General features: G+C 61.9%; 22 protein-coding genes and 1 pseudogene. 8 read left to right on the plus strand and 15 right to left on the minus strand.

The features are described from left to right. The 3 genes from KQ933_RS21425 to KQ933_RS21435 all read right to left on the minus strand — a co-directional run bounded on the left by KQ933_RS21425 (nucleotide 1) and on the right by KQ933_RS21435 (nucleotide 3,600). Nucleotides 1-1,539 carry a S10 family peptidase gene (locus KQ933_RS21425; RefSeq protein ID WP_216756786.1) on the minus strand — a complete coding sequence of 513 codons (1,539 nt, stop codon included), beginning with the start codon at nucleotides 1,537-1,539 and terminating at the stop codon, nucleotides 1-3. A 100-nt stretch (nucleotides 1,540-1,639) separates the two neighbouring features. Further along, nucleotides 1,640-2,926: an MFS transporter gene (locus KQ933_RS21430; protein WP_216756787.1), complete on the minus strand. Its 1,287-nt coding sequence runs from the start codon at nucleotides 2,924-2,926 to the stop codon at nucleotides 1,640-1,642. Beyond that, nucleotides 2,923-3,600: a FadR/GntR family transcriptional regulator gene (locus tag KQ933_RS21435; RefSeq protein ID WP_216756788.1), complete on the minus strand. Its 678-nt coding sequence runs from the start codon at nucleotides 3,598-3,600 to the stop codon at nucleotides 2,923-2,925. Before KQ933_RS21435 ends, KQ933_RS21430 begins: the two co-directional genes overlap by 4 nt. A gap of 549 nt (nucleotides 3,601-4,149) precedes the next feature. Here KQ933_RS21435 and KQ933_RS21440 point away from each other — a divergent pair. Further along, the gene (locus KQ933_RS21440; RefSeq protein WP_216756789.1) at nucleotides 4,150-4,962 is read left to right on the plus strand and encodes a class II glutamine amidotransferase; all 813 of its coding nucleotides are present in this window, start codon (nucleotides 4,150-4,152) and stop codon (nucleotides 4,960-4,962) included. On the opposite strand, the gene coaBC is transcribed toward KQ933_RS21440, so the two are convergent. Both coaBC and KQ933_RS21450 read right to left on the minus strand, forming a co-directional pair. Beyond that, nucleotides 4,949-6,160: a bifunctional phosphopantothenoylcysteine decarboxylase/phosphopantothenate--cysteine ligase CoaBC gene (coaBC, locus tag KQ933_RS21445; protein WP_216756790.1), complete on the minus strand. Its 1,212-nt coding sequence runs from the start codon at nucleotides 6,158-6,160 to the stop codon at nucleotides 4,949-4,951. The genes KQ933_RS21440 and coaBC overlap by 14 nt on opposite strands. Before the next feature lie 71 nt (nucleotides 6,161-6,231). After that, entirely contained in the window at nucleotides 6,232-7,152 is a 921-nt protein-coding gene (locus KQ933_RS21450) for a DMT family transporter (protein ID WP_216756791.1), read from the minus strand. A 251-nt stretch (nucleotides 7,153-7,403) separates the two neighbouring features. Between KQ933_RS21450 and KQ933_RS21455 the strand changes: the two genes are divergently transcribed. Next, nucleotides 7,404-8,267, plus strand: coding sequence for an NmrA family NAD(P)-binding protein (locus KQ933_RS21455; protein ID WP_216756792.1), 864 nt, complete (start codon nucleotides 7,404-7,406; stop codon nucleotides 8,265-8,267). 67 nt (nucleotides 8,268-8,334) lie between these two features. On the opposite strand, the pseudogene KQ933_RS21460 reads toward KQ933_RS21455, so the two are convergent. Continuing rightward, nucleotides 8,335-8,448: pseudogene (locus KQ933_RS21460) on the minus strand (SDR family NAD(P)-dependent oxidoreductase); the annotation flags it as partial. 125 nt (nucleotides 8,449-8,573) lie between these two features. On the opposite strand from KQ933_RS21460, the gene KQ933_RS21465 reads away from it, so the two are divergent. Next, nucleotides 8,574-9,479, plus strand: coding sequence for a LysR family transcriptional regulator (locus KQ933_RS21465; RefSeq protein WP_216756793.1), 906 nt, complete (start codon nucleotides 8,574-8,576; stop codon nucleotides 9,477-9,479). A 3-nt stretch (nucleotides 9,480-9,482) separates the two neighbouring features. Here the strand turns inward: KQ933_RS21465 and KQ933_RS21470 are convergent, their stop codons facing one another. Beyond that, a complete protein-coding gene (locus KQ933_RS21470) occupies nucleotides 9,483-10,358 on the minus strand; it encodes a LysR family transcriptional regulator (protein ID WP_216756794.1) in 876 nt (291 codons plus the stop codon). A 91-nt stretch (nucleotides 10,359-10,449) separates the two neighbouring features. Here KQ933_RS21470 and KQ933_RS21475 point away from each other — a divergent pair, with 91 nt between their 5' ends. Then, on the plus strand, nucleotides 10,450-11,703 hold the full coding sequence (locus KQ933_RS21475; protein ID WP_216756795.1) for an MFS transporter: 1,254 nt from the start codon (nucleotides 10,450-10,452) through the stop codon (nucleotides 11,701-11,703). 60 nt (nucleotides 11,704-11,763) lie between these two features. After that, nucleotides 11,764-12,165, plus strand: coding sequence for a GFA family protein (locus KQ933_RS21480; protein WP_216756796.1), 402 nt, complete (start codon nucleotides 11,764-11,766; stop codon nucleotides 12,163-12,165). Nucleotides 12,166-12,176: 11 nt separating this feature from the next. Here KQ933_RS21480 and KQ933_RS21485 read toward each other — a convergent pair whose 3' ends face one another. From KQ933_RS21485 to ubiE, 8 genes are all read right to left on the minus strand, one after another. Next, nucleotides 12,177-13,838 (minus strand): urocanate hydratase, encoded by a 1,662-nt coding sequence (locus tag KQ933_RS21485; protein ID WP_216756797.1) that lies wholly within the window; start codon nucleotides 13,836-13,838, stop codon nucleotides 12,177-12,179. 47 nt (nucleotides 13,839-13,885) lie between these two features. Further along, nucleotides 13,886-14,215, minus strand: a complete 330-nt coding sequence (locus KQ933_RS21490; RefSeq protein ID WP_216756798.1) for a TfoX/Sxy family protein — start codon at nucleotides 14,213-14,215, stop codon at nucleotides 13,886-13,888. Nucleotides 14,216-14,218: 3 nt separating this feature from the next. Next, nucleotides 14,219-15,316 carry a DUF917 domain-containing protein gene (locus KQ933_RS21495; protein WP_216756799.1) on the minus strand — a complete coding sequence of 366 codons (1,098 nt, stop codon included), beginning with the start codon at nucleotides 15,314-15,316 and terminating at the stop codon, nucleotides 14,219-14,221. Continuing rightward, on the minus strand, nucleotides 15,297-16,577 hold the full coding sequence (locus KQ933_RS21500; RefSeq protein WP_216756800.1) for a Zn-dependent hydrolase: 1,281 nt from the start codon (nucleotides 16,575-16,577) through the stop codon (nucleotides 15,297-15,299). Before KQ933_RS21500 ends, KQ933_RS21495 begins: the two co-directional genes overlap by 20 nt. Next, entirely contained in the window at nucleotides 16,574-17,941 is a 1,368-nt protein-coding gene (locus KQ933_RS21505) for a dihydroorotase family protein (RefSeq protein ID WP_216756801.1), read from the minus strand. The genes KQ933_RS21500 and KQ933_RS21505 overlap by 4 nt, the downstream gene beginning before the upstream one ends. 27 nt (nucleotides 17,942-17,968) lie before the next feature. Beyond that, the gene (locus KQ933_RS21510; RefSeq protein ID WP_216756802.1) at nucleotides 17,969-19,552 is read right to left on the minus strand and encodes an aromatic amino acid lyase; all 1,584 of its coding nucleotides are present in this window, start codon (nucleotides 19,550-19,552) and stop codon (nucleotides 17,969-17,971) included. Between the two features lie 91 nt (nucleotides 19,553-19,643). After that, the gene (gene ubiB / locus KQ933_RS21515; protein WP_216756803.1) at nucleotides 19,644-21,218 is read right to left on the minus strand and encodes a 2-polyprenylphenol 6-hydroxylase; all 1,575 of its coding nucleotides are present in this window, start codon (nucleotides 21,216-21,218) and stop codon (nucleotides 19,644-19,646) included. A gap of 5 nt (nucleotides 21,219-21,223) precedes the next feature. Continuing rightward, entirely contained in the window at nucleotides 21,224-22,000 is a 777-nt protein-coding gene (gene ubiE / locus KQ933_RS21520; RefSeq protein WP_216756804.1) for a bifunctional demethylmenaquinone methyltransferase/2-methoxy-6-polyprenyl-1,4-benzoquinol methylase UbiE, read from the minus strand. A gap of 153 nt (nucleotides 22,001-22,153) precedes the next feature. Between ubiE and mutM the strand changes: the two genes are divergently transcribed. The 3 genes from mutM (at nucleotide 22,154) to rpsT (ending at nucleotide 24,301) form a co-directional block, all read left to right on the plus strand. Next, nucleotides 22,154-23,044: a bifunctional DNA-formamidopyrimidine glycosylase/DNA-(apurinic or apyrimidinic site) lyase gene (gene mutM, locus KQ933_RS21525; RefSeq protein ID WP_216756805.1), complete on the plus strand. Its 891-nt coding sequence runs from the start codon at nucleotides 22,154-22,156 to the stop codon at nucleotides 23,042-23,044. Nucleotides 23,045-23,053: 9 nt separating this feature from the next. Continuing rightward, nucleotides 23,054-23,827, plus strand: coding sequence for an enoyl-CoA hydratase (locus tag KQ933_RS21530; protein WP_216756806.1), 774 nt, complete (start codon nucleotides 23,054-23,056; stop codon nucleotides 23,825-23,827). A gap of 195 nt (nucleotides 23,828-24,022) precedes the next feature. Continuing rightward, a complete protein-coding gene (gene rpsT, locus KQ933_RS21535) occupies nucleotides 24,023-24,301 on the plus strand; it encodes a 30S ribosomal protein S20 (protein ID WP_183727885.1) in 279 nt (92 codons plus the stop codon). The last annotated feature ends 846 nt before the right edge of the window (nucleotides 24,302-25,147 follow it).

Genomic DNA, 25,147 nt, shown 5'->3' on the forward strand with positions numbered 1-25,147 from the left:
TCAATCCGCCGGAGGACTGGCGGGACGCTCGGCATAAAAGGCCTTTGCATCCGCCGTGAAAGCGGCGCGCTGGCCGGCGGTCGTATAGAACATGTGGCCGCCGCGATAGAGCTTCAGTGACACGCGATTGTCCGCAAGCGACGGCGGAAGATGATCGACCACGTAGCGGCTGACGCCGTAGGGTGTCACGAGATCGCTGTAGCCATGGGCGATCAGTAGCTGGAAGGACGGGTTGGTAGCGAGCATCTGCCTGATGTCGTCGGTGGCGCTTGCCTGGAAACGTGAACCGCCGCCGCGGCCGCTGCCCCACTCCCAGCGCTGGCTGATATCGTTCTCGAGAAGGGTGTAGGTCATCTCTGTCTTGAAGCCGAGTTCGTTGCGGGCATAGTCGGCAAAGGCGCCGCCATAGGCGCGGGCGAACCCGTCGAGGATTGGGTCGTTGCCGCGGTCCTGATCGGATTCCGGGTAGGGATCAGGTGTTGCGAAGGAGGCGTCATAGGGGCTCATCACTTCGCCGCCCTGCTGGCCGGAATGCTTGACGAAAACATCGCCGAGGAAGCCGCGATTGCGGATAACGACATCCTGCGGAATGCCGGTGAGGCTGGAGATCTTGCTGTAGAAGGCTGCTGCCCCATCGCCCGTCGGTGCGGGGCCGGCAAGCGTTGTGAGATACTCGCCAAGCGCAAAACTCTCAGCGTCGCGCTGGCCGGATTCGCTGAAGCTCTTGCGCCGGTCGGCTTCGGCGGCTGCCAATGAGGGGAATTCCAGTGCGGCACCCAGCGCGAACTGGTCGGCATTGAACATCAACTGCCCTTCGAGCAGCGGCGACAACATGACGGTGCCGGCGATGATGATGCCCTGGCTTTCCTGCAGCGAGGACGCCACTTTGGCGGCGCGGAACCCGCCATAACTTTCGCCGAGCAGGTATTTCGGCGAATTGGCGCGGTTGTTATGGGCGATGTAAAGCGCGATCGTCTTCGCCATCGTCTGCGCGTCAGTGCCGACCTTGTAATAGTTCGAGGCGTCGTCGGCCTTCACCGTGCGGCTCCAGCCGGTGCCGATGGGATCGATCAGCACGAGATCGGTGAAATCGAGCCAGCTATGCGTGTTATCGACGAGCTTGGCATTTGCGCCGTCACGACCATCGGGACCGAAATCCAGCACCTTCGGGCCGACGAGGCCGAGATGCAGGAATGCGGAAGCCGCACCCGGCCCGCCATTGAAGGCGAAGGTGATCGGCCGGTTTGGCCCGGTATCCTTGGCGACATAAGCAGTGTAGAAAATTGCAGCGTTCTGCCCACCATCCTGGCCAAAGAGATCGAGCGTGCCGGCGGTCGCAGTGTAGGCGATCTTGCGCCCATCGGCTGCCGTAAGCACGTGTTCGGTGACGGAATCGGCTGGCAATAATTTGAGCATGCCCGCGCGTGCCGAATCCTGTTGGGCTGGCGCGGGGCGCTCACTGGGCTCCTGCGCGAAGGCAAGGGACGGCCCGAGCGTGGCAGTCAGCGCGGCGAAGAAAAGCAGGGATCGGAAGCGCAAGTATATCTCCTCCGGCGGGTGCGGGATGCGGTTGAGATAGGGTAGCAGCCGCATCTCTTCGATGTGCATCAAGAGATGGTGATGTGCAAGTGAGCCTGGCTCATTCGCCCTTCTCGATGGTACGCGTATTCACATGCAGCGCCCGTCCTGCCTGCCACCCGTTGAAGGCCGCACCAAGGCCGAGCGCAACGAAAAGCACTGCGCACCAGGCAAAGCTTCCCGTCCAGCCGCGGATCAGTCCGACGATGAACGGGCCGATTGCGGCGAGCAGATAGCCGACGCATTGCGCCATGCCGGAAAGGTGAGCGGCGACATGCGGATCGCGCGAACGCAGCACGATGGTTGTCATCGCCGCAGCAATGAGCCCGCCCTGGCCGATCCCCTGCAGGACAGCCCAGACCCAGACGGAAGAAAGTGGTGCGAAGAGCAGACCGAGAAGTGCTGCGACGGAGAAAGCGCAGAGCGTCACATTGATAAGGCGCTGGTCTTTACCGCGCACGGCAATGTGCGGCACGACGAGGCAGGCGGCCGCCTGCACCATGACGGATGCGGAGACGATGCCGCCAGCCGTAACGCCATCAAGCCCGCGCTCACGCAAGATCGGCACCAGCCAGCCGAAGACGCAATAGGCGAGTGCCGACTGCAGGCCCATGAAAAGCGTGACCTGCCAGGCGAGCTTGTCCCGCCATAGCCCTTCGACGCGAAAACCGCTGCGCCGCGGCTGTCGACCGCTCGCAATGACCTGCGGCAGCCAGATCAGCCCAGTGACGAGAACGGGCAAGGCCCAGACGGCGAGCGCGCCTTCCAGCGAGCCGCCAAGTGCATGTTCGATCGGCAGCGTCAGGCCGGCAGCACTTGCAGCACCTGCGCAGAGCGCCATCGTATAGAGGCCGGTCATCAGAGCCGCATTCGCAGCGAAGTCGCGCTTTACCAGTCCGGGCAGCAACACGTTGCCGACGGCGATCGCAGCACCCGCAAGTGCGGTGCCGAGAAAAAGCAGCGGAATGGAAGAAAGGCCGCGCAGTGCCGTGCCGAGGGTCAGCAGCAGGAGTACGCCAAGCAGTGTCCGTTCCGAGCCGATGCGCTGGGCAAGTCGCGGAGCCAGCGGTGAAAAGGCGCCGAGGCAGACGACAGGAAGCGTCGTTAGAAGACTGGCGCCGAGTGGCGACAGGCCGAGCTCGATACGGATTTCCGGCAGAAGGGCGGAAGCGCTGGAAAACAGCGGCCGCAGATTAAACGCGATCAGCACGAGGCTGGCACCGAGTAGGAAGCGGGCAGTCATGCTCTGCTTCTGCGGCGGCAGCGGTGCCGGCACACTGTCGATTTCGGCATCGATCATCGTCTCGTCGACGGCGTCGAGCGCGGCATTCTGTATGGACATGGTCATGAAAGAAGCATCCGGTCGAGGGCGGAAAGGACAGGCGCCATGAAGTCGCGCACGGCTGCATCGGCCTTGCCGGGATCGCCGGTCTCGATGGCGTCGACGATCGCCTGATGTGCCTGCATGTCGGGCTCGGGGATCGCCTTATCGAGTGTGGCGGCAATGGTCTCTGCGATCGAAGTGGAGAAGAAATCATAGATCTCGATCATCGCCCGGTTGCCGGAGGCGGCGATGACGGCCTTGTGGAAGGCAAGGTCGCGTTCGATGAAGCCTGCCGGATCGCCGCCTTCATAATTGCCACGCTCGGCAAGCAGCACGCGAAGCCCGGCGATGGCGTCGGGCGTCTTGCGGATGGCGGCCAGACGTGCGCCTTCGACATCGAGCGCGCAGCGCGCCTCGAACTGGTCGCGCAGGCTGGCGCGCCGCGCCATGGTGAGCGGCAGGCTGTTATCGGTGATCGAGAGCACATAAGTGCCGGAGCCCTGTCGCGTTTCCAGGAGGCCTTGCGAGACGAGAACGCGCACGGCTTCGCGCACCGTACCGCGACTGACCGACAGCATAGCCGAGAGCGAGGCTTCGTTCGGCAGTTTCTCGCCGACAGCCCAGCGCTTGGCGAGGATCTCGCTGCGGATCGCTTCGCTGGCCGTGTCGGCAAGATTGGTCTTGCTGAGAGGTTGCATGTGCATTATTCATAAAGTCATCCGATGACTTTATGAATAATGCTGTTCCTCTTGAGCGTCAATGGCTCAATGAAGGCAATAAAAAAAGGGCCGCTTTCGCGACCCTTTCCATGAGGTTTGGCCTGTAATTGGCCGGACCGTCTTATGCGGTCCCAGGAAGGCTGGGTTTAGAACGAGGGCTGCCTCGCTTTCATCACCACTTCCATGCCCATTACGAGGTCCGAAAACTCATTAGACATTGGATCACCTTCCTTTCGTTACGTTGACGATGATCTAAAAGTAGGCTGATTCCCCTGAGATGCAAGAGGAAAACGCGTGGCTGCCTTTTAGCCGGAATCTGGATATGTCGTTCAGTTATCTGATTTTCTGTCGTTGCGATCACGCAAATCCATATCGTTTTTGCGGAAAGTGATCTTGGCCGGCGTCAAGAATTCGTCATCTTCGTCTTGCAAATCGGGTGGCTGTTAAGCCGTTGTTAGCCGTAGGATTCGACAATCCAAGACGTTTTCAGCATTTCAGCCGCGGCAGGCGGCGGGCCGGAGCAAGAGCATGTGTCGCTGGGCAGCCTATCGCGGAGACCCCCTCTATCTGGAGGAGCTGGTATCTTCGCCCGCCCATTCCCTGATCGAGCAATCCCATTGCGCCACCCGCGCCAAGACGGCGACGAACGGCGATGGCTTCGGCATTGCCTGGTATGGTGACCGACCGGAGCCGGGCCGCTACCGCGATATCCTGCCGGCCTGGTCCGACTGCAATCTGAAGAGCCTTGCGCGGCAGATCCGCTCGCCGCTTTTCCTTGCCCATGTGCGGGCCGCGACCGGCGGCGGCACGCGGCGCGACAACTGCCATCCCTTCACGCATGAAACCTGGTCCTTCATGCATAACGGCCAGATTTCCGGTTTCGAGCGTCTGCGCCGGCCGATGGAAACCATGCTGGATGACGAGCTCTTCAACGCCCGCACCGGCACGACGGATTCCGAGCTCCTGTTTCTTCTCGCTCTGCAGTTCGGTCTTCGGGATGCACCGATCGCTGCCATGGCGCAGACCATCGCTTTCGTCGAAGGCCTGGCGGAAGGTATTCTGGGATCCGTGCTGCTGCGCTTCACCGCTGCCTTCTCGGATGGAAAGTCTCTTTACGCGGTCCGCTATGCTACTGACCGCAAAGCGCCGACCCTCTATGGATCGCCGCTTGCCAAGGGCTACTGCCTCGTGTCGGAGCCGCTGAACGATGATGGCGATGCGTGGCAGGAAATTCCCGATGGCAGTGCCGTGACCGTCGGCGTCGACGGTTTGGAGATCACGGCTTTCCAGCCCGAAAAGCGTGCATCCGCAAGATTGGAGCCCGTCTCTATTCCCGCATGAGCCGCTCGGCGATCAGCGCGGCCAGCCGCTCTGCCACTTCATCCTTGGAAAGATCGGGCCATTGTTCGATACCGTCGCGGCGGATGAGTTTTACGCTGTTGCGCGTCCCGCCCATGATGCCGGTCGATGGTGAAACGTCATTGGCGACGATCAGGTCCGCACCTTTGCGCTCAAGCTTCAGCTTGGCATTGGCCTCGACATCCTGTGTCTCTGCGGCAAAGCCGATCACCAGTTTCGGCCGCGTCGTATGATGACCGACGGTCTTGAGAATGTCGGGGTTCTCCGTCAGCGCCAGCGTCGGAATGGATTCGCCCGGATGTTTCTTGATCTTCTGATCGGCAGCCGAGGCAACGCGCCAGTCGGCAACAGCAGCCACCATCACGGCGACATCGGCGGGGAGGGCGGCAAGCACCGCATCGCGCATCTCCTCGGCTCGTTCGACAGGCACCACCCTGACACCGACGGGATCGGGAATGGTCACGGGACCGGACACCAGCGTTACATCGGCGCCGAGCCGCGCAAGTGCCGCGGCAATGGCATGCCCCTGCCGGCCCGAGGAGCGGTTGGCGATGTAGCGTACCGGATCGATCGGCTCATGCGTCGGGCCTGATGTGACGATCGCCCGCTTGCCGGCAAGCGGCTTCGGACCGTCATGGAGAAGAGCTTCGGCAGCAGCGACGATCTCCAGAGGCTCGGCCATCCGGCCCGTGCCCGCTTCACGGCTTTCCGCCATCTCACCGGCCATAGGGCCGATGAAGCGGATGCCGTCCCGCCGCAAGGTCTCGACATTGCGTTTTGTCGCCGGATGCGTCCACATTTTCGGGTTCATCGCCGGTGCCGCAAGCACCGGCCGGTCGGTGGCGAGCAGCACGGTGGAGGCGAGATCGTCGGCAAGGCCATGCGCCATCTTCGCCATCAGGTCGGCGGTGGCGGGCGCAATCAGCACCAGGTCACAATCGCGCGCCAGCCGGATATGGCCAACATCCTGTTCGTCCTGGCGGGAAAAGAGGTCGGTGAAGACATGGTCGGCTGCCAATGCTCCAACCGCCAGCGGAGTCACGAACTCCTGCGCACCCCTTGTCATGATCGGGCGCACGGAAGCGCCGCGTTCCCCCAGGCGTCGGATGAGATCGAGGCTCTTATAGGCCGCGATGCCGCCCGAGATGATGAGGAGGATGCGTTTGCCGCTGAGAGTCATGTTTTTCCCTGCCGCTTCTCTGAACGGGTAAGACCCTAAGCCTTTGGCGGAAAACATGCAATCACCGGCGCTCAGGCGTGTTTGACCCGCTTTGCCGTGAAGATCGCGATCGCCATGCCGACGCCGATCAGCTGCAGGATCGCGCCGCCGGCCTCGGCTACGGTCGGCATGCGCTGCTCGAACAGGAAGCCATAAAACAGGCCGAAGACGGTTTCCGCAACGATCAGCTGCGCAGCAAGCGCCAGCGGCAGAAGGCGCGAGGCAATCATCCAGCACAGCGTGGCAAGCCACGAGCCGGCAATGCCCATGATTGTCGCCCACAGCACGAAGTGAAAGGTCTGCGAACTGGTGAAGCTGACAGTCTCCCCGAGCGAGGTGAAGGGCAGGAGGACGAGTGCGCCGATGCCGGCGCCGATCCCCTGCAAGGCGGTCCAGTGCATGGCGCTTGGCGCATCCTGCGACTGCATGACCGCAGCGCTCATCATGCCATAGGCGACCCAGAGCGCCAGTCCGATCAGCGCGGCGACGATGCCGAGGAGGATTTCCGGCTGATCGCTGGCGGATGTCGTGGCGAAGATCGAGACATTCACCCAGCCGATGCCGACGCCTATCAGGATCAGCGGTATTGCCAGTGTTCTCCAGTCGATGGACCGGTCCTTGAGATTGGCGATGATGGCAAGCAATCCAGGCATCGTGCCGATGACGAGCGGTGGAATGGCGGTGCCTGCGTAACGCACGGCATAGGAAATACTCATGAAGTAGCCGACATAACCGATGCTGCCGAGCGCAATGCCGGTCAGAACAAGCGACCGCCGCAAACCCACCGGACGAAAGCGCGGATTGATCATCAGGATAAGGCTGACGACGGCAAAAAGCCCGTAGCGTGCCACCGTCAGGTCGATCGCCGTATAGGGCGCGACGACGCGCGGGGCGACGAAGCTCAGCCCCCATAGCGCGCAGGTGGCAAGACCGCACAGGATGCCGATCAGCATGTGAAACTCCGAAGAGGTGGGGACCGGGCTCCGGGAGAAAGGGATCGGGAGCTGTCACGGAAAGATGTTGTCTAGCCCGATATGCCCTATCACGCGGTTAAAAAGGGCCTACCTGCGACATGGCCAGGGCGGGTTTGGCAAACAGGATTTTATTACTGCTTTAAAGTCACTAATCATGTGACTGAAGCGCACTTCAGTCACAGACCGTGTAGCAGCATAGTGGTGCCAACCCAATATAGGAGTTGCTCCCCATGTTTGCTGTAACCGGAATGACAGGCCAGGTGGGCGCCGCTGTTGCCGACCATTTGCTGAAGGATAATGCGAAGGTCCGCGCCGTCGTCAGAAATCCCGAAAAGGCGGCCGGCTGGAAAGAGCGCGGCTGCGAGCTGGCTGTCGCCGACATGAATGACGCCACATCGCTGGCATCAGCCTTCAAGGGCGCAGAAGCGGTTTTCCTCGTCATCCCGCCGCTCTTCGACCCGACGCCGGGCTTTCCGGAAGTGAGGGACATGCTTGCAACGCTGAAGACTGCGCTCGGGGCGGCAAAGCCCGGAAAGCTCGTTTGCCTGTCGACGGTCGGCGCGCAGGCGACGCAGCCGAACCTGTTGAGCCAGCTTGGCATCGTCGAGAAGGAGCTTTCGACGCTCTCCCTCCCGGTCGCCTTCCTGCGCGCTGCCTGGTTCATGGAAAACGCCGCCTGGGATGTGATGCCGGCCCGCGAAAACGGCGTCATCCCGAGCTTCCTGCAGCCGCTCGATCGCGCCGTGCCGATGATCGCCGTGGACGATATTGGTGTGCTCGGTGCGAAGATGCTGCGCGAGGATTGGCAGGGCGTGCGTGTCGCCGAGCTGGAAGCGCAGGAGCGTGTCAGCCCGGCCATGATCGCCGCTGCCTTCACCAAGGCGCTCGGCAAGCCGGTGACGGCGGAGATCGTACCGAAGGGAAGCTGGGAAGAGCTGTTCCGTGCCCAGGGCATGAAGAACCCGGAACCGCGTATGCGCATGCTCGATGGTTTCAATGAAGGCTGGATCGACTTTGAGGGCGGTCGTGAGAAATCGCAGAAGGGCACAACGTCAATCGAAACGGCGATCCGCCGTCTCGTCGACGGCGCATGAACGAGAAGGCCGCGGTGGGAGGAACCGCGGCCTTCTCATATCTACGAGATAGGCTTCACCCTCAGGTGCGAGCGCCGACGACGACCGTGGCGCCTTCAGCCGCAAAGAGTTTGGCGGTAACACGGCCGATACCCGAGCTTGCGCCAGTGACGATTGCTACTTTGTTGATCAGACGATTCATTGTTCCATCTCCTGAATTTCGGTTGGATCGGGGTGGCCGCCGGTTTCGATGGGTGGAAGATGGCATTCTTTCTTCGTTCGGATTAGTCTCCTAAATACGGAGCTCGAATTCGGAAAAGCCGAACGATGATTAAGATTGAGGGTATTGCGGCTTTTGTCGCGGTGGTGGAGGCCGGCTCGGTGAGCGAGGCCGCCCGACGGCTGCGCCTGTCTAAATCCGTCGTCAGCGAGAGACTGGCGGAACTGGAGAAGACACTGGGCGCCATGCTTGTCCACCGCACCACGCGCAAGCTGACCTTGACGGAGGATGGAGCCGCCTTTCTGGAGCGCGCCGCACGCATCGTCCGCGAAATGGAAGATGCCGAGGCCGACATGGCGGAGCGCCGCGGCACTCTGTCAGGCCCGCTACGCATCGCCGCCCCCGTCACGTTCGGCCGCCTGCATCTCGGCCCAGCGCTCTATCCATTTCTGAAGGCGCACCCGCAGATCGCGCTGACGCTCGATATGGACGATAGGCGAGTCGATCCGGCATCGGACGGATATGACGCGATCATCCGCCACGGTGCCATCGCAGACTCACGACTGATCGCCTGGAAGCTCGCCCGCAGCCGACGGCTGTTGGTAGCATCGCCCGATTATCTCGAGCGTTACGGAACGCCGGTTTCACTCGCCGATCTCAACAGCCACCACGGACTTTTCTACACCAATCGCGGTGTCGCCGACTGGCGGTTCCAGACGGATGAAGGCGCCGTCGTCATCCGTGCGGTGCTGGGCCTCGGCATCAACAATGGCGATATGCTGCACGATGCGGCGATATCAGGCCTCGGCATCGCGCTTTTGCCGGCCTTCATTATCGGCCCCGCAATCCGCGAGGGGCGTCTGCTCGAGATCGATGTCGGTGCCCGGCCGGAGCCGGAATTCATTTACATGGCCCATCCCGAAGGCAGAAATCCCTCGGCCAAGCTGCGCGCCATCGCCGATCATCTGAAAAAGACCTTCGGCGACCCACCCTATTGGGATCCGGCCGTGTGACGGTCAGGAAAGCAGGCTCATCAGGTTTTCGGTGACGGGAGAGCGCTGGCTGCGGAGCACGGCGAGCGCCAGCCGCGCCACGGCAGGCGGGCCTTCGATCGGCCGGTAGGCGACACCTGCAAGTTTGATCTGAGAAATCGAGGCCGGGACGATCGAAACGCCGAGATCGGCGGCGACGAGATTGACGACTGAAGAAATCTGCGGCGCTTCCTGCGCCACGGTCAGTTCGAAGCCTGCCTCGCGGCATGCGCGCACGACATCGTCATAGAGGCTGAGACCGACAAGACGCGGAAAGAGGATAAAGGGTTCGTCGGCCAGCAAGGCGAGCGACAGCGTCTTGTGTTTTGCAAGCGGATGACCGGCGGGCAGTGCGACGACCATCGGCTCGTCCGGCAGGCGCTTCAGCCTGATGCCATCGGGATCGCTGAGCCCGGGACGCATGAAGGTCGCATCCAGCTCGCCGCGCTCCAGCTTCTGCATCAGCCCCAGCGTATTCATCTCCGTCAGTGACAGGCGCACCTCGGGCCAGCGGGCGCGAAAGCGGCGGATCGTGGTGCTGACCAGGGAGTTGAAGGCGGAGGAGGCGGTAAAACCGAGCGACAGCCGGCCGGTCTCGCCGCGATTGGCGCTTTGAGCCGCAAGCCGCGCCTTCTCGGCCGCCGCAAGGGATGCCTTTGCCTCCGGAAGGAAAGCCGTACCGGCGAACGTCAGCTCCGCTCCGTGCGGCACGCGATGGAAGAGCATCGCCCCGATTTCGGTCTCGAGATCGCGGATCTGCTGGCTGAGTGGCGGCTGGCCGATGCCGAGGCGCGCAGCGGCCCGCGTGAAATTGGCCTCTTCGGCGACCGCCAGAAAATATCGGATATGCCGCAGCTCCATCACTATCTCCAAAACCTATCAAGATCGCCAGTTTCATATATTGGACAAATGGAGGCGCCTTGACTAGATCGGAGGCAGGAAGGAATGACACATGTCAGACTCTGCAATCCAAGACGTTGCCGGCCTGCGAACAGCCGAGGAGACCCACGCAAGACACTATCTGAGACGCGGCACCGGCGCCTATCGCCGCGCCAGCCTGGCGCTCTTCCTTTCCGGCTTCGCTACCTTCTCGCTGCTCTATTGCGTGCAGCCGCTGCTGCCGATCTTCGCGCAGGAATTTGCCATCAGCCCGGCCGAAAGCTCGCTGTCGCTGTCGCTCTCCACAGGCTTCCTGGCAATCGCCATCGTCTGCGCCGCAGCCGTCTCGGAGGGGCTCGGCAGGCGCAGTCTGATGTCGATTTCGCTGGTCGGGGCTGCCGTGCTAACGATCGCCACCGCCTTTGCGCCAAGCTGGCATCTGTTGTTGGTTATCCGCGCGCTGCAGGGCTTCGTGCTTGGCGGTGTGCCAGCCGTCGCCATGGCCTATCTTGCAGAAGAAATCGATCCGCGCGGCCTTGGCGCCACGATGGGGCTCTATGTCGGTGGCACGGCTTTCGGTGGCATGTCGGGCCGCGTGCTGACGGGGATCTTCGCGGAATATCTCTCCTGGCGGCCGGCCATATTCCTGATCGGCGCCATCGGTCTTGTCGCGGCGATCGGCTTCATCGCGCTCCTGCCACCCTCGCGCAATTTCGTGCGTCGCGCCGGCTTCGATCCGCAGTTCCATCTGAAGGCCTGGCTCGGGCATCTCGGCAATCCGGTGCTGCCCTTCATCTTCGCCATCGCTTTCTTTGCGATGGGCTCCTTCGTGACGATCTACAATTACGCCGGCTTCCGCCTCGTCGCACCGCCTTATGAGCTCAATCAGACCGAGTTGGGCTTGATCTTCACCGTCTATCTCTTCGGTATCGGCGCGTCCTCGATCGGCGGCATCCTCGGCGATCGCCTCGGCCACTTCACCGTGCTCCTGGCGGGCATCGTCATCACCGCAGCAGGCTGCGCGCTGACGCTCTCGGCGTCCCTGCCGCTCATTATCCTCGGCATCATCGTGCTGACGAGCGGTTTCTTCATGACGCATTCTGTTGCCAGCGGTCTCGTCGGCAAGCTCGCCGTCGGCACCAAAGGACACGCCTCCTCGCTCTACATGCTCGCCTATTACATCGGCTCCAGCGTCATGGGCTCGGCAGGCGGCTGGTTCTGGGCGATGGAAGGATGGGCTGCGGTCGTGTTCTTCACACTCATCCTGATGGCGTTGGCTTTTCTCTCTGCAATGGCCGCACGCCGGCTTGCCCGGCGCCCGTCTTGACTTCCGGTCCGCAGCGATTAATTTAACCACTAGGTTAAATATATGATCGGAGGAGCCATCGTGAAGAAGACCTACCATGGAAGCTGCCATTGCGGCGCCGTCGCCTATGAGGCTGGGCTCGATCTTTCGGCCGGCACCTTCAAATGCAATTGCTCCGTCTGCCGTAAGAAACGCAGCTGGCTGGCGATCGTGCAGCCGGCCGATTTCCGGCTGGTCTCAGGCAGGGACCATTTGCGCGAATATCTCTTCGGCTCCGGCTCGATCCATCACCTCTTCTGCGAGACCTGCGGCGTGAGCTCCTTTGCTCGCAACGACAACGAGACGATCGGTCCCTTCATCGCCGTCGCCGTCAACTGCCTCGACGATGCGGATGCCGAAGAACTTGCCGCGGCACCCATCGCCTATTTCGACGGTCTGCATGACCGTTACGATGCAGCACCCGCCGAAACACGCTATCTCTGAGCGGCTGGCATTCAGCCAAGCCGGATATAGGGCACGTCCTTCTTCGCCACTTCGTCCAGCGCCTCGTCATAGCCGGCGTCGGCATAACGCATGACGCCGAGCGCCGTATCGTTGGTCAGTGCATGGTCGAGACGTTCGTCAGCGGCTTCGGATCCATCGGCAACGACGGTCACACCGCAGCTCGTCATGTAACCGGCATAACCGCCGCCGCCCGAATGGACGACGACGAGGTCGGCCATCGAGGAGCAGAGCATCATCGCATCGATGAGCGGCCAGTCGGCAATGGCGTCCGAGCCATCCTTCATGCGCTCCGTCATGATATTCGGATGCGCCATCGCGCCGGCATCGAGATGGTCGCGCGAGAAGGCGACAGGACCCTTGAGTTCGCCATTCGCAACCAGCTCGTTGACGCGCCGCGCCAGCGCCGTGCGCTCGCCGTGACCCAGCCAGGCAATGCGCGCCGGCAAACCTTCGAAGGGAATATGTTCGCGCGCCAGCCGGATCCAGTTGGTGATGATCTTGTTGTAGGGGAACATCTCTAGCAACAGGTCGTCGATCCGCGCGATATCGCTTTCTTCTCCCGACAGCGCCATCCAGCGGAAGGGGCCGATGGCGCGGGCAAAGAGCGGGCGGAGATACGCTTCCGTGAAGATCGGAATGTCGAAGGCATTGGTAACGCCGCCCTCGCGGGCCTGGGTTCGGATGAGGTTGCCGTTGTCGAAGACTTCCGATCCGCGCCTCTGGAACTCCAGCATGGCAGTCACATGCTCGACGATCGACGCGCGGCTCGCGGCCATGAGCTGGCCCTGGCCATGGTCACGCAGTCCTTTCACCTGATCGAGGCTCATGCCCTTCGGCACATAGCCATAAACGAGATCATGTGCCGAGGTCTGGTCGGTAACGACATCGGGCACGAGGCCGCGCCGGGCGATCTCCGGATAGATCTCCGCAGCATTGCCGACGAGACCGACAGAGAGTGCGCGCTTCTCCTTGACGGCGGCATCGATCATCGCGAGCGCACTGTCGAGGTCAGCAGCGATTTCCTGCAGATAGCCGATCTGCTGGCGCTTGCGGGCACGTTCGGGATCGATGTCGATGCAGAGGATCGCCGCACCCGCCATACGACCGGCGAGCGGCTGCGCGCCACCCATGCCGCCGAGCCCCGCCGTCAGCACGAAGCGGCCATGGAGATCGCTGCCGAAGCGCCGTTCGGCAATGCGCATGAAGATTTCATAGGTGCCCTGAATGACACCCTGGCTGCCGATATATTGCCAGGCGCCGGCCGTCAGCCCGCCCCAGCAGATCAGCCCCTTGCGCTGCAGCTCGTAGAAGACCTCAGCCTTCGCCCATTGGCCGACGATATTGCAATTCGCCATGATAACGAGCGGCGCCTTGGCGTGGGTCTTCACGAGGCCGATCGGCTTGCCGGACTGGATCAGCAGCGTCTGGTCCTCGTCCATCTCGGTGAGAGCCTTGACGATGCCCCGATGCGCCGGCCAGTTGCGCGCCGCCTTGCCGAGAGCTGCATAGACGACGAGATTGTCAGGATCCTCGCCGACCGAGAGCACATTTTCCAGAAGCCGCAGCAGCGCTTCCTGCCGCCAGCCCTTGGCGCGCAACTCCGGTCCGCCGGGGATCGGAAATTTCGGATGGCGTGGGTTGGCCTTCGGCATCTTGGGTTCCTCGTCTTTCGTCGTCGGCGCATCCAGCACCGGTAATTTCACTTGGCTGGCATCGGGTCCACGTAAGCGAGTGCCGCATCGATGAGACGCCGTCTCATGGCATCGTCGCCATAGACATCGGCATTGGCGCGCACCCAGCCATGCATGATCCGCTCGCCTGACAGCATCTGGATGACCCCGGGCAGAGCGAGCGCCCAGCCGTCATTGCCCTTGCCGAGACGCAGCAACATGCCGTCCTGGCGCGCGCAGCAGAGCAGGTTGCCGTTCAGCATGAAGGCCCAGCCGCCGAACATGGATTTCTCGCTCAAGCCCGGCCGATTGCCGAGCTCCTCGCGCATCAATTCTTCCAGGCCGGGATCGCGTGCCATGCCTCAGGCCCTCGTCTCCAGTGCATAGCGCGCGATCTCGATGCCCATCGCCTTTTCGACGGACGGATAGACGGTCGGGTCGAGCACGCTGGCCGAGAGCGGAATGATGTCCTTCGGCACATGCAGAATGAAGACATGCATGCCGCTCTTGAGCTGGCCGACGGAGAGCGGTTCGCCTTCCTCGGAGAGCGTGGTGATGACGGCAGGGAAGGTTGCGACACGCATGCCGCTGGCATCATCGACAGCCATATATTCGTTCATCACATGCAAGGTCACGGCCTTGTCGCCGGCACCGACCGTGATCGTGCCGATGTCGAAAGCTTCCTTGGTATAGACGACATCCTTCTTGGTGATCGTACCCTCGGCCAGGATATGCCCACCCGTCGTCTTGCAGATCGCGTCGATAACAGCCGATCCGCCTCTCTTTTCCGCTTCGATGATCGCTTCGCCGAGCCTCAGCGCCATCGAGATGCCGCCGAGCGCGGCATTCTTGCGAACATAGGAGGCGCGCAGCGGATTGCGGCAGCTGGCAATGAAGCCACCGGACTGGTCGGCGGCCGCCCGCAACACCGGCGAAATCTTCGCCGTCGCACCCTTCACGACGAGCTCAATGTAACGGTTTTCCGACCGATTGCCGCCGACGGCCGTTTGGATCATCTGCTCCGGCGAACCTGCCATACCGATCGATCCCATGTCGCCGGTGGGATGGGCGCGGATATCGCCAACCGCATCGACGACCTTGGTGCCAAGGATGGCCGAAGGCAGCCAGCCGTTCAGTGTCGAGGATTTACCGTTCTGGCCGATGATGAGGCCGGAGAGCTTTTCGCCGAGCGCCTCTTGCAGAAGCTGGACGGCTTTCACATAGTCGATGCCCTGCATCTCCCAGGGCGTGGTGGAGGCCGGCGCACCGATTGCCGCCGCCGTCGCGATCCAGTCGCTATCGCCAAGTTCGTCGATGGAGACGAGCTCAGGCTTGCCGACATTGACGGCGGCATAGCCGAGCATCCGGCCGTGATCGGCCCAGCCGCCACCGCCGGCCGCATAGACGGAACCGCCTTTGACGGCAGCTTCCACGTCCTTTTCAACCAATATGCGTCCCATCGCCCCTCTCCTTGATCAAGTTCCGGTCCATCTCGCGCACCGTTTCGAAAAGCACCGCGGCGCCGAGTGCTATGTCGTCATTTTCAGCCCACTCATCCGGCGAATGGCTGCGGCCTTCCCTGCAGGGCACGAAGATCATCGCAGCCGGCGCCACGCGGGCGATCCAGGCCGTATCGTGGCCGGCGCCTGATGCCATGAAGCGGTATTTGGCGCCGACCATCTCACAGGCGCGCTCCAGCGTGGAAAGCAGGCTCTTATCAGCAGGTGTCGGGAAATTGTCGGAGATGCGGTTCGGCGGCGCGATCGTCACGCCAAAGGCCAAAGCAAGCTTTTGCGTATGGCCGTCCAACCAGTGGCAGAAGGCCTCCATGTCGGCGCGGATTTCGGCCCGTCCATCGATCAGCAATATGACGCGGGAAGGAACGACGTTGGCGGCATTCGGTTCGATACGGAATTCGCCGACGGTTGCCGCAAAATGACCGGGTGTCTTGGCAAGTTCGCTGGCGGCATTGCGGATATCGAGGACGAGCTGCGAAGCGGCAACCAGCGCATCGGCGCGCGAATCCATCGGCGTCGTGCCGGCATGATCGGCGCGACCTTCGACGGTGATCTCGATGCGGGTAATGCCAGATATCGCCGTGACGATGCCGATATCCTTGTGCTCAGTCTCAAGGACGGGGCCCTGCTCGATGTGCAGCTCCAGAAAACCGGCAATATCGGGCTTTTTCTCGGGGGTCAGTATGCCCGGCGACCCACCGACCTCGGCAATCGCTTCAGCAAGATCACGCCCCTCGACCATGCGGGAAAGCCATGCCTGAGGCAATTGCCCCGTCATGCCGCGGCTGCCGATGCAGGAGACCCCGAAGATACTGACCTCCTCGGCCAGGAAGTCGACGATCTCCAGATCATGGTCGAGGCGTATTTCCTTTTCCCGCAGCGCTCGCGCGACCTCCAACGCTGCAGCAACGCCGGCAATGCCGTCAAAACGTCCGCCATCCGGCACGGTGTCGGAATGCGAGCCGAGCATGATGACGCCAGAGCCGGGTTTTAAGCCTTCCCGCCGGCCGATCAGGTTGCCGGAGGCATCGATGCGGGTATCCAGGCCGATCGCCCGCATGCGTGCCTCGAGATAGGCGCGGCCTTCGAGAAAGAGCGGAGAAAAAGCCCGCCGCGTCCAGGGATGCCCCGGCTCGGTGATGGTGGAAAGGGCTTCGATATCCTCGGCGATCCGGCCGGGATTGACGGGCAGGTTGCGGCTCATGCCAGCACCTGTCGCGGCAGCGGGCGCACGAAGCGGCCGGCGCCGGGCTCCGCCAGAACCTTCGAACCTTCGGTGATCATTTGTCCGCGCAGCCAGGCCGCCGAGACCGTCCACGGCAGGCGCATGCCGTTATAGGGGCTCCAGCCGACGACATTGTTGCCGCTGGCCGATGCATCATAGATCGTTTCCTTGGGTTCCAGCACGACGATGTCAGCATCCTTGCCCGATGTCAGCGCGCCCTTGATATGGTCGAGACGGAAATGCTTCGCCGGGTTCTCGGCCATCAGCTTCGCCGCCCAGGTCAAGGGAATGCCGCGCTCCAGGGCGCCCTTGACGAAGAGCGGCACCATGACTTCCAGACCCGGAACGCCCGATGCATTCGCCAGCATGTCCGGATTGGTCTTGCGGTTTTCCGACCAGCTCACATGGTCGGTCGACACCAGCCAGACGTTGCCTTCGGCAACCTTGCGCCACAGGGTTTCGACCTCGGCGCGGGGACGCACCGGCGGATTGATCTTCGCCTTGCCGCCGAGGCGCTTCACATCGTTTTCCTCGTCAAGTGTAAGGTAGTGAATGCAGCATTCGACCGTCGCCTCATAACCGTCGCGGCGATAGGCTCGGGCGATGTCATAACCCCGCCCGAGCGAGCAATGCACGACATGGGATGGGCAGCCGGTATTGGCGCCGGTCTCGAAGATCGTGTGCATGGCAAGCAGTTCGGTGATCGGCGGGCGCGACAGGCCATGCGCGCGCCAGTCGGTAATGCCGCTTGTTTTCACCTGCTCCATATAGGTGCGCACCGCCTCGTCATCCTCGTTATGCACGCCGGCCGCCAGCCCGGTTGGGGCAATTGCCGCAAAACAGGCGTCGAGCAGGGCAGGCGGAATGCGCGGGAAGCGTTTGGGATCGGTGCCGAAGGTGGAGAACTTGAAGGCGGCAACGCCTGCCTGCACCATTTCGGCGATGCGGGCGGGACCTTCCTCAGGATCGACTGTGCCGTAGAGCGCAAAGTCCACACGCGCCTGCGGGCCGGCGTGCTCGACCTTCTTCTTTACCGCCTCAGCCGAGCAGACGAGATTTCCCTCGTCATAGGGCATGTCGACGATGGTGGTCACACCGCCGGCAGCCGCCGAGCGAGTCGACCAGATGAAATCCTCCTGATCTTTCTGCGAGAGCGAATGGACCTGCGCGTCGATGGCGCCCGGCAGGATCAGCGCCTTGCCAAGCAGATGCCGTTCTTTGGCCGCAGGCGGTACGCCGAGGCCGACTTCCGCGATCTTTCCGTCGCGAACGGCGACATAGCCGCCTTCGAGAATACGCTCCGGCAGCACCACCGTGCCCTGCAGAACGAGATCGAAATCCATGCCGCGTCTCCCTCGATAGATCGAAATTTAGATGATAGCCGGTTCCGGCGTCAGCCGCCCTTCGATGCGCTCGAGCGAACCGAGCGCGAAGAAATCGTCGAAGGAGGCGATTGGCACCTGCTCGATCAGCTTCGAGATGAATTCATCCGAGCCCAGTTCTTCCTCGATCGCCTCGACCTCGGCCGAAAGCGGCCGGTCGACCGTATAGAAGGCCGCATGTTTGCGCACGACCTGATAGAGCATACCCGCGACACCCTTCGGCGTATCGCCGATAATATCGATCGCTTGTGCCGAAAGCAGGGCTTCCAGTGCGGCTAGACGCTTCAGCGCCCGCATCTGCCGGTCGAAGCGCTCGATGACGAGCGGCAGGAAAGCCGCCTCGTCCTCAAGGCCGGCCGCAACGACGAGCGATTGCGCCGAGACCGGGTTCGACATGGAGAGTACGCGCGAGAAGATTTCCCCCGCAAGCTTGATGATCGGCCCGAAGCCGGTGGCGATGCGACCGGGAGGCACGAGATTGACCGGCAGGCCGCGCCGCTGGCCGTTGCCGAGCAGGACGCAGCGGTTGAAGGCGTTGCGTGCCGCATGCGCCATGCAAAGCGCTGCCGATTCCAGGAGGATCGTCACATCAAGCGGTAGTGAGCCGCCTGAGGTCATCACCCGTCCTTCCACGACGACGGGATTGTCGTCGGAGCGGCCGGTGGCGGCAAGGATCTTGTGGCCGGTCGAAAGCAGGTTTTCGATAACAGCACCAAAAACCTGGGCGATCATGCGCAGGCTCAGCGCGTCCTGCACGTGGGTGGCGACCGGCCATTCCCATTCGTCTGAGGCATTGCAAAGCCAGGCGCCGATCAGCGCCTCCCGCGCCGTGCCGACATGGCGCACGGCCCGCCAGGGATCGCGCGATGCCCCGAGCGCACCGGAAGCCATCATGCCGGTTGCCAACAGCACACGGATCGAGGCGGCGGCATTGCGTGTCGTCTCGGCAGCGGCGGCGAAGCTGACGGCATTAACGCTGAGCGAGGCGAGGCTGTCGCGCGGCGCCATTTTCACCGGCTCCATGCCGGCTGCCTGGAAGGCTTCGCCCGCCTGCATGCGATTGCCGCGATAGATCGCTTCTCCGACGCCGGTTAGTACCGCGCCGATCTGGCCCATGAGACCGATATCGGCGCAGCCGATCGAGCCGGTGCGGCGTACGACCGGAATGATGTCGGCCGAGAGCATTCGCATATAGGCGTCGATGAGATCAGGCGTACAGCCGACCTGGCCCGTCAGCGCCGTATTGACGCGCATCGCCATGGCATTGCGCACGACATTGCAGGAAAAGGGAGTGCCGGTGCCGAAGTGATGCGCGCGTACGAGCCCGAGATTGAAGGCGTCGAGATCCTCCGGCGACCATTCGACATCCTTCATAGCGCCGACACCGGTGGTGGCGCCATAGACCGGCATGCCGGCCTCGATCGCATCTTCGACGATCATGCGCGCAATCTTCACGCGCTGCATGCCGATGCCAGAGGCTGAAAGCGCAACCTTGCCGGAGCCGATCCTCACCATCTCGGCAAAGCTCAGTGGCTGGCCGCTCAGTTCGATTCCGGGGCGTTCGTGCTTCATGTTCTCATCTCCATGGAGGCGAGACTAAGCGAGCCTCACATCTGGCGGGATATCCCAAATGCCGAACACATCATGCTTTTGTTGCTTCCTGTCAGCTCATGACCCAGGCAATATAGAGAAGCGTGAGCGCAATTATCCAGAGAGCTATCTTGGCGGAGCGGTTATGGCGCGCTTCCGCTTTGCCGATGGCCTCAGCCGTCTGCTCGTCGAAGCGCAACCCGTGCTCGCTCATATGCAGAAGCTGATGGTGGAATTTCTCCGTCTGGGCGGCAATTTCAGGTGCGGCTTCGGCAAGCTTTACGGCCGCCTTCAGCCCATCCTTGAGGTCGGTGACGATGCGCTTCGGGCCGAGATTGTTCTTGATCCAGTCGCCGACGACCGGCTCGGATGCCTTCCACATGTTGAAACGCGGATTGAGCATGCGCGAAACGCCTTCGACGACAACCATCGTCTTCTGCAGCATCACGAGCTCGGGTCGCGTCTGCATGTCGAAGAGCTCGGTCACCTCGAAGAGCAGCGTCAACAGCTTGCCCATGGAGATCGTCTCGGCCGGCTGGCCATGGATCGGCTCGCCGATCGCCCGGATCGCCTGGGCAAAGCTCTCGATATTGTGGTGGCCGGGCACATAGCCTGCCTCGAAATGCACTTCGGCCACCCGGATGTAATCGCGGGTGATGAAGCCATAGAGGATCTCGGCAAGGAAGCGGCGCTCCTTCTTTCCGAGGCGCCCGACGATACCCATGTCGACGGCGACGATCATGCCGCCGGCATCGACGAAGAGATTGCCCGGATGCATGTCGGCATGGAAAAAGCCGTCACGTAGCGTATGACGCAGGAAAGACTGGATCAGCGTATCGGCAAGCTCGTTGAGATCGTGGCCGGCGGCGCGCAGCCCCTCGACATCGGACATCTTGACGCCGTCGATCCACTCCATGGTGATGACGTCGCGGCCCGTGCGCTCCCAGTCCACCTTCGGCACGCGGAAGCCGGGATCCTTCTCGGTATTTTCGGCAATTTCCGAAAGCGCGGCTGCTTCCAGGCGCAGGTCCATCTCCACCTTGGTGGTCTGCTCCAGCGTCTTCGTCACCTCAACGGGCCGCAGGCGGCGGCTCGCCGGCATGAAACGTTCCTGCATATGGGCAACGAGGTACATCGCTTCGATGTCATGGGCAAACCGCGCCCTGACACCCGGCCGCACGACTTTGACGGCAACCTTTTTAGGTCCTGCCGGCGTGTCGACCTCTGCAGCATGCACCTGGGCGATAGAGGCTGCGGCAATCGGATCGCCGAAGCTCGCATAGAGATCTGTGATCGGACGTCCGAGCGAGCCCTCGATATTCGCCTTGGCGGCAGCCGCGGGGAAAAAAGCCATCCGGTCCTGCAATTGCGACAAGTCGTCGGCAAATTCGACGCCGACGACATCGGGACGCGTCGCGAGAAACTGGCCGATCTTCACATAGGACGGCCCCAGCCGTTCAACGGCTTTAGCCAGCCGGTCGCTGCGCTTCTGGGATTTGCTTCGATTGCGGGCGAACATGCCCACGAAGGATTTCGCCAGGCTGATCGATGGCGGCAGACCCTCCGAAGGCAGGGCCGAGATGACGCCTTCGCGCACCAAAATCCAGCCGACCCTTGCGAGCCTGAAATATGCTCCGAAAGCACTCATGCGGATCAAAGCTTCCAGCCGGAATGCAGCGCAGCGATGCCGCCGGTATAATTGGTGTAGGTCACGCGCGAAAAGCCGGCCGTGCGGATCATCGCCGCGAAATTCTCCTGGTTCGGGAACTTGCGGATCGATTCCACAAGATACTGGTAAGGCTCGGCATCGCCGGTGATCGCCTTGCCGAATTTCGGAATGGCGTTGAAGGACCAGGCTTCGTAAACCTTGTCGAGAACCGGCAGGTCCACTTCCGAAAATTCCAGCACGAGCAGCCGTCCGCCGCGTTTCAGCACGCGATAGGCTTCCGAGAGCGCCACCTCGATCCGCGGCACGTTGCGGATGCCGAAGGCGATCGTATAGGCATCGAAGCTGTTTGCCTCGAAAGGAAGGTCCTCGGCATTGGCTTCCACGAAGGTGAGATTGTCCGAAAGCTTCTTCTTTGCCGCCCGCTCCGCACCGACGCCGAGCATCGAGCCGTTGATGTCGAGCACGGTCGCATGCGCCTGGCGGTTCGAGGCTTCGACGATGCGGAAGGCGATATCACCGGTGCCGCCGGCAACGTCGAGCACCTTGTAGCCCGGCTCCTTGCGCGGGTTCAGCGCCGCAATCATCGCGTCCTTCCAGGCCCTGTGCATGCCCATGGACATGACGTCGTTCATGATGTCGTAGCGTTTGGCGACCTTGTGGAAGACCTCGTTGACGAGGCCTTGCTTTTCACCGGTCGGCACCTCGCGGAAGCCGTAGGACGTTTCCATACCGCCATCGGCGGAGGTCCGGCTGTCTGACATCAAGCTACTCCGTTCACATCAAGAATTCGGCGCGGCGACCATAGCGAAAGCGAGGGCGCGGCGCTATCTGTGGGCCACGGTCCGCCCGCGGCACGTTGGCGCTATAGCGCACATCGCGGGCGGTTGAAACACGTTAGATATAGATGGGTTAAGATGCCGGAATTGCCAGAAGTCGAGACGGTGAAGCGCGGCCTGACGCCGGCAATGGAAGGCGCACGCATCGAAAGGCTGGAATTGCGCCGCGGCGACCTGCGGTTTCCCTTCCCGCAGGATTTCGAAAATCAGGTCTCCGGTCGCACGATCATCGGTCTCGGACGGCGGGCCAAGTACCTACTGATCGACCTCGACAGCGGCAAGACGATCATTTCTCATCTCGGCATGTCCGGCTCCTTCCGGATCGAGCAGGGGCCGCTGACTGCCACGCCGGGTGATTTTCACCACGAACGCTCCAAGGACGAGAAGCACGATCACGCCGTCTTCCATCTGGACGGCGAGGGCGGCCCGCGCCGCGTCATCTATAATGACCCGCGCCGCTTCGGCTTCATGGATCTTGCAGACCGCTCGGGACTCGATGCCAACCCCTTCCTGTTCGGCCTGGGGCCGGAGCCGACCGGCAACGAGCTTTCCGCGGCCTATCTGGCCGAGCGTTTCGCCGACAAGGCCCAGCCGCTGAAGGGTGCGCTGCTGGATCAGAAGACCATTGCCGGGCTCGGCAATATCTATGTATGCGAGGCGCTGTGGCGGGCGCATCTCTCGCCCATGCGCGTGGCCTGCACGCTGGTGACGAAGACGGGCAAGCCGAAAGAAGCATTGAACCTGCTCGTCACCTCCATCCGCGATGTCATCGCCGATGCGATCGCCGCCGGCGGATCGTCTTTGCGCGACCATATCCAGACGGATGGTTCGCTCGGTTACTTCCAGCATTCTTTTTCCGTCTATGACCGCGAAGGTCTAACTTGCCGCACGCCGGGCTGCGGCGGTACGGTCTCGCGCATCGTGCAGGCTGGCCGTTCCACCTTCTATTGCGCCACTTGCCAGAAATAGGAGAGCGCCATGGCCTATGAAACACTTCTTGTTGAAACCCGAGGGAATGTCGGCCTCATCACCCTGAACCGGCCGCAGGCGCTGAATGCACTGAATTCGACCGTGCTCAAGGAATTGAAGCTTGCCTATGCGGCCTTTCATGAAGAGGAGGCGATCGGTGCGATCGTGCTGACCGGTTCCGAGCGCGCCTTTGCCGCCGGCGCCGACATCAAGGAAATGCAGCCGCTCGATTTTGCGGAGGTCTACAAGAGCGATTTCATCAGCGGTTGGGACGAGATCGCCAAGGCTCGAAAGCCGATCATCGCTGCCGTCAGCGGCTTTGCGCTCGGCGGCGGATGTGAACTCGCCATGCTCTGCGACTTCATCATTGCCTCGGAGACGGCGAAGTTCGGTCAGCCGGAGATCACCCTCGGCGTCATTCCTGGTATCGGCGGCTCGCAGCGCCTGACGAGAGCGGTCGGCAAGGCCAAGGCGATGGACCTTATTCTGACCGGCCGGATGATGGATGCGGCGGAAGCCGAACGCTCGGGACTCGTTTCGCGTGTGGTGGCGCCCGAACGGCTGCTGGATGAGGCGTTGGAGGCAGCCGCCAGGATCGCATCGCTATCGCGTCCCTCGGTACTGATGGCGAAGGAGGCGGTCAGCCGCGCCTTCGAAACGACGCTGGAAGAGGGCCTGCGTTTCGAGCGCCGCCTCTTCCAGAGCCTCTTTGCGACCGAGGATCAGAAAGAGGGCATGGCCGCCTTCATCGAGAAGCGCAAACCCGCCTTCAAGAACAGGTGAGCGGGCTGCGCGGGGAAAGGGGCTTTTCCTTGAAAATGCGCGTTGACGTGGGTCGGCTTTAGCGTTATATGCCCGCCCACGGTTCGGAAAGCCGCTCAGGTTTTCCACTAATGCTCCCGTATTGCTGAATTTGAGTGGCCGCAGGGCCAGCGCGGCAATGGCGGAGTTTTGTTCGAATTCTTGAGAGAGGCATCCATGGCCAATACAACTTCGGCGAAAAAGGCGACCCGCAAGATCGCTCGCCGTACCGCAGTCAATAAGGCTCGCCGTTCGCGCGTTCGCACCTACGTTCGCCAGGTCGAAGAGGCACTCGCCGCTGGTGATGCCGCCAAGGCAAAGGAAGCCTTCCTCGCCGCTGAGCCCGAGCTGGCACGCGCCGCAAGCAAGGGCGTCCTGCACGCCAACACGGCTTCCCGCAAGGTCTCGCGCCTCGCTGCTCGCGTGAAGGCTCTTTCGGCTTCTGCGAACGCCTAAATATCTCATTAACGAATTGCTCGTTATGATTAGCCCGGTAATTTTACCGGGCTTTTTCGATTCCGCCGCCTACCACGCATATGGTTAATCCGGCGACGATTTCGTGTCAGGGGCATGACAGGAAAAATCTTTTAAAAACAATAGCTTACACAAGGATCTTTTTAAAGGTTGCGACTCCGGTCACGCAACCCGCGGCATCAAATGAGTCAAGGAGATTTTTTCTTTTTTCTTTTTATGCGTGTCCAAAATAGCCCAGTTGGGGAATCTCCTTGATTCAAAAGCGATTCTTTTTTGACGTTGGTGTGACGCCCTAAAGCGGCCACCGGAGTCAATGGCCGCGTCTTAATTTTGCGTAAAATTCATCGTTGATCTTGCCTTTTGATCCTGCCTAAATGGCGTCCAGCAAAGGGCGCGGACATCACCTGCAGAAGTCAGTCCAAACTGCCACGTCGGCAGGATGATGGCTCTGTGTCACTTGCAACGGAGCGGAGAGCTTCCGTTTTCTCACGCATTCGACGGCATTGTACCGTGACGTGGCTGTCACGGGACGGGGACGTTTTGTGCGCTCCGCGGCCACACGTTTTGCGTGAGGCCAGGAGAAGGGCAGGGGAAAGTGTAACATTGCGTTCGGGCTTGCGGGCGAAAAACGAGGATCGGCCGCCAGCCTGACATAAAGGCCTTGAGACGGTTGTCGCATGACCGCGACCACCGCAGGGTTTCTTTGTCAGTCCCAAAAGGGACAGTGTTTGAGTGAACCGGCATGCGAGAGCGGCTCATGAAGATGCCGCCGGCTTTGTCAAAGCGGGGAATGATCGGGCGGCTGTCAATGAATGACCGCCCGAGGAA

It is taken from the genome of Rhizobium sp. WYJ-E13, from assembly GCF_018987265.1.
Taxonomy (GTDB): Bacteria; Pseudomonadota; Alphaproteobacteria; order Rhizobiales; family Rhizobiaceae; genus Rhizobium.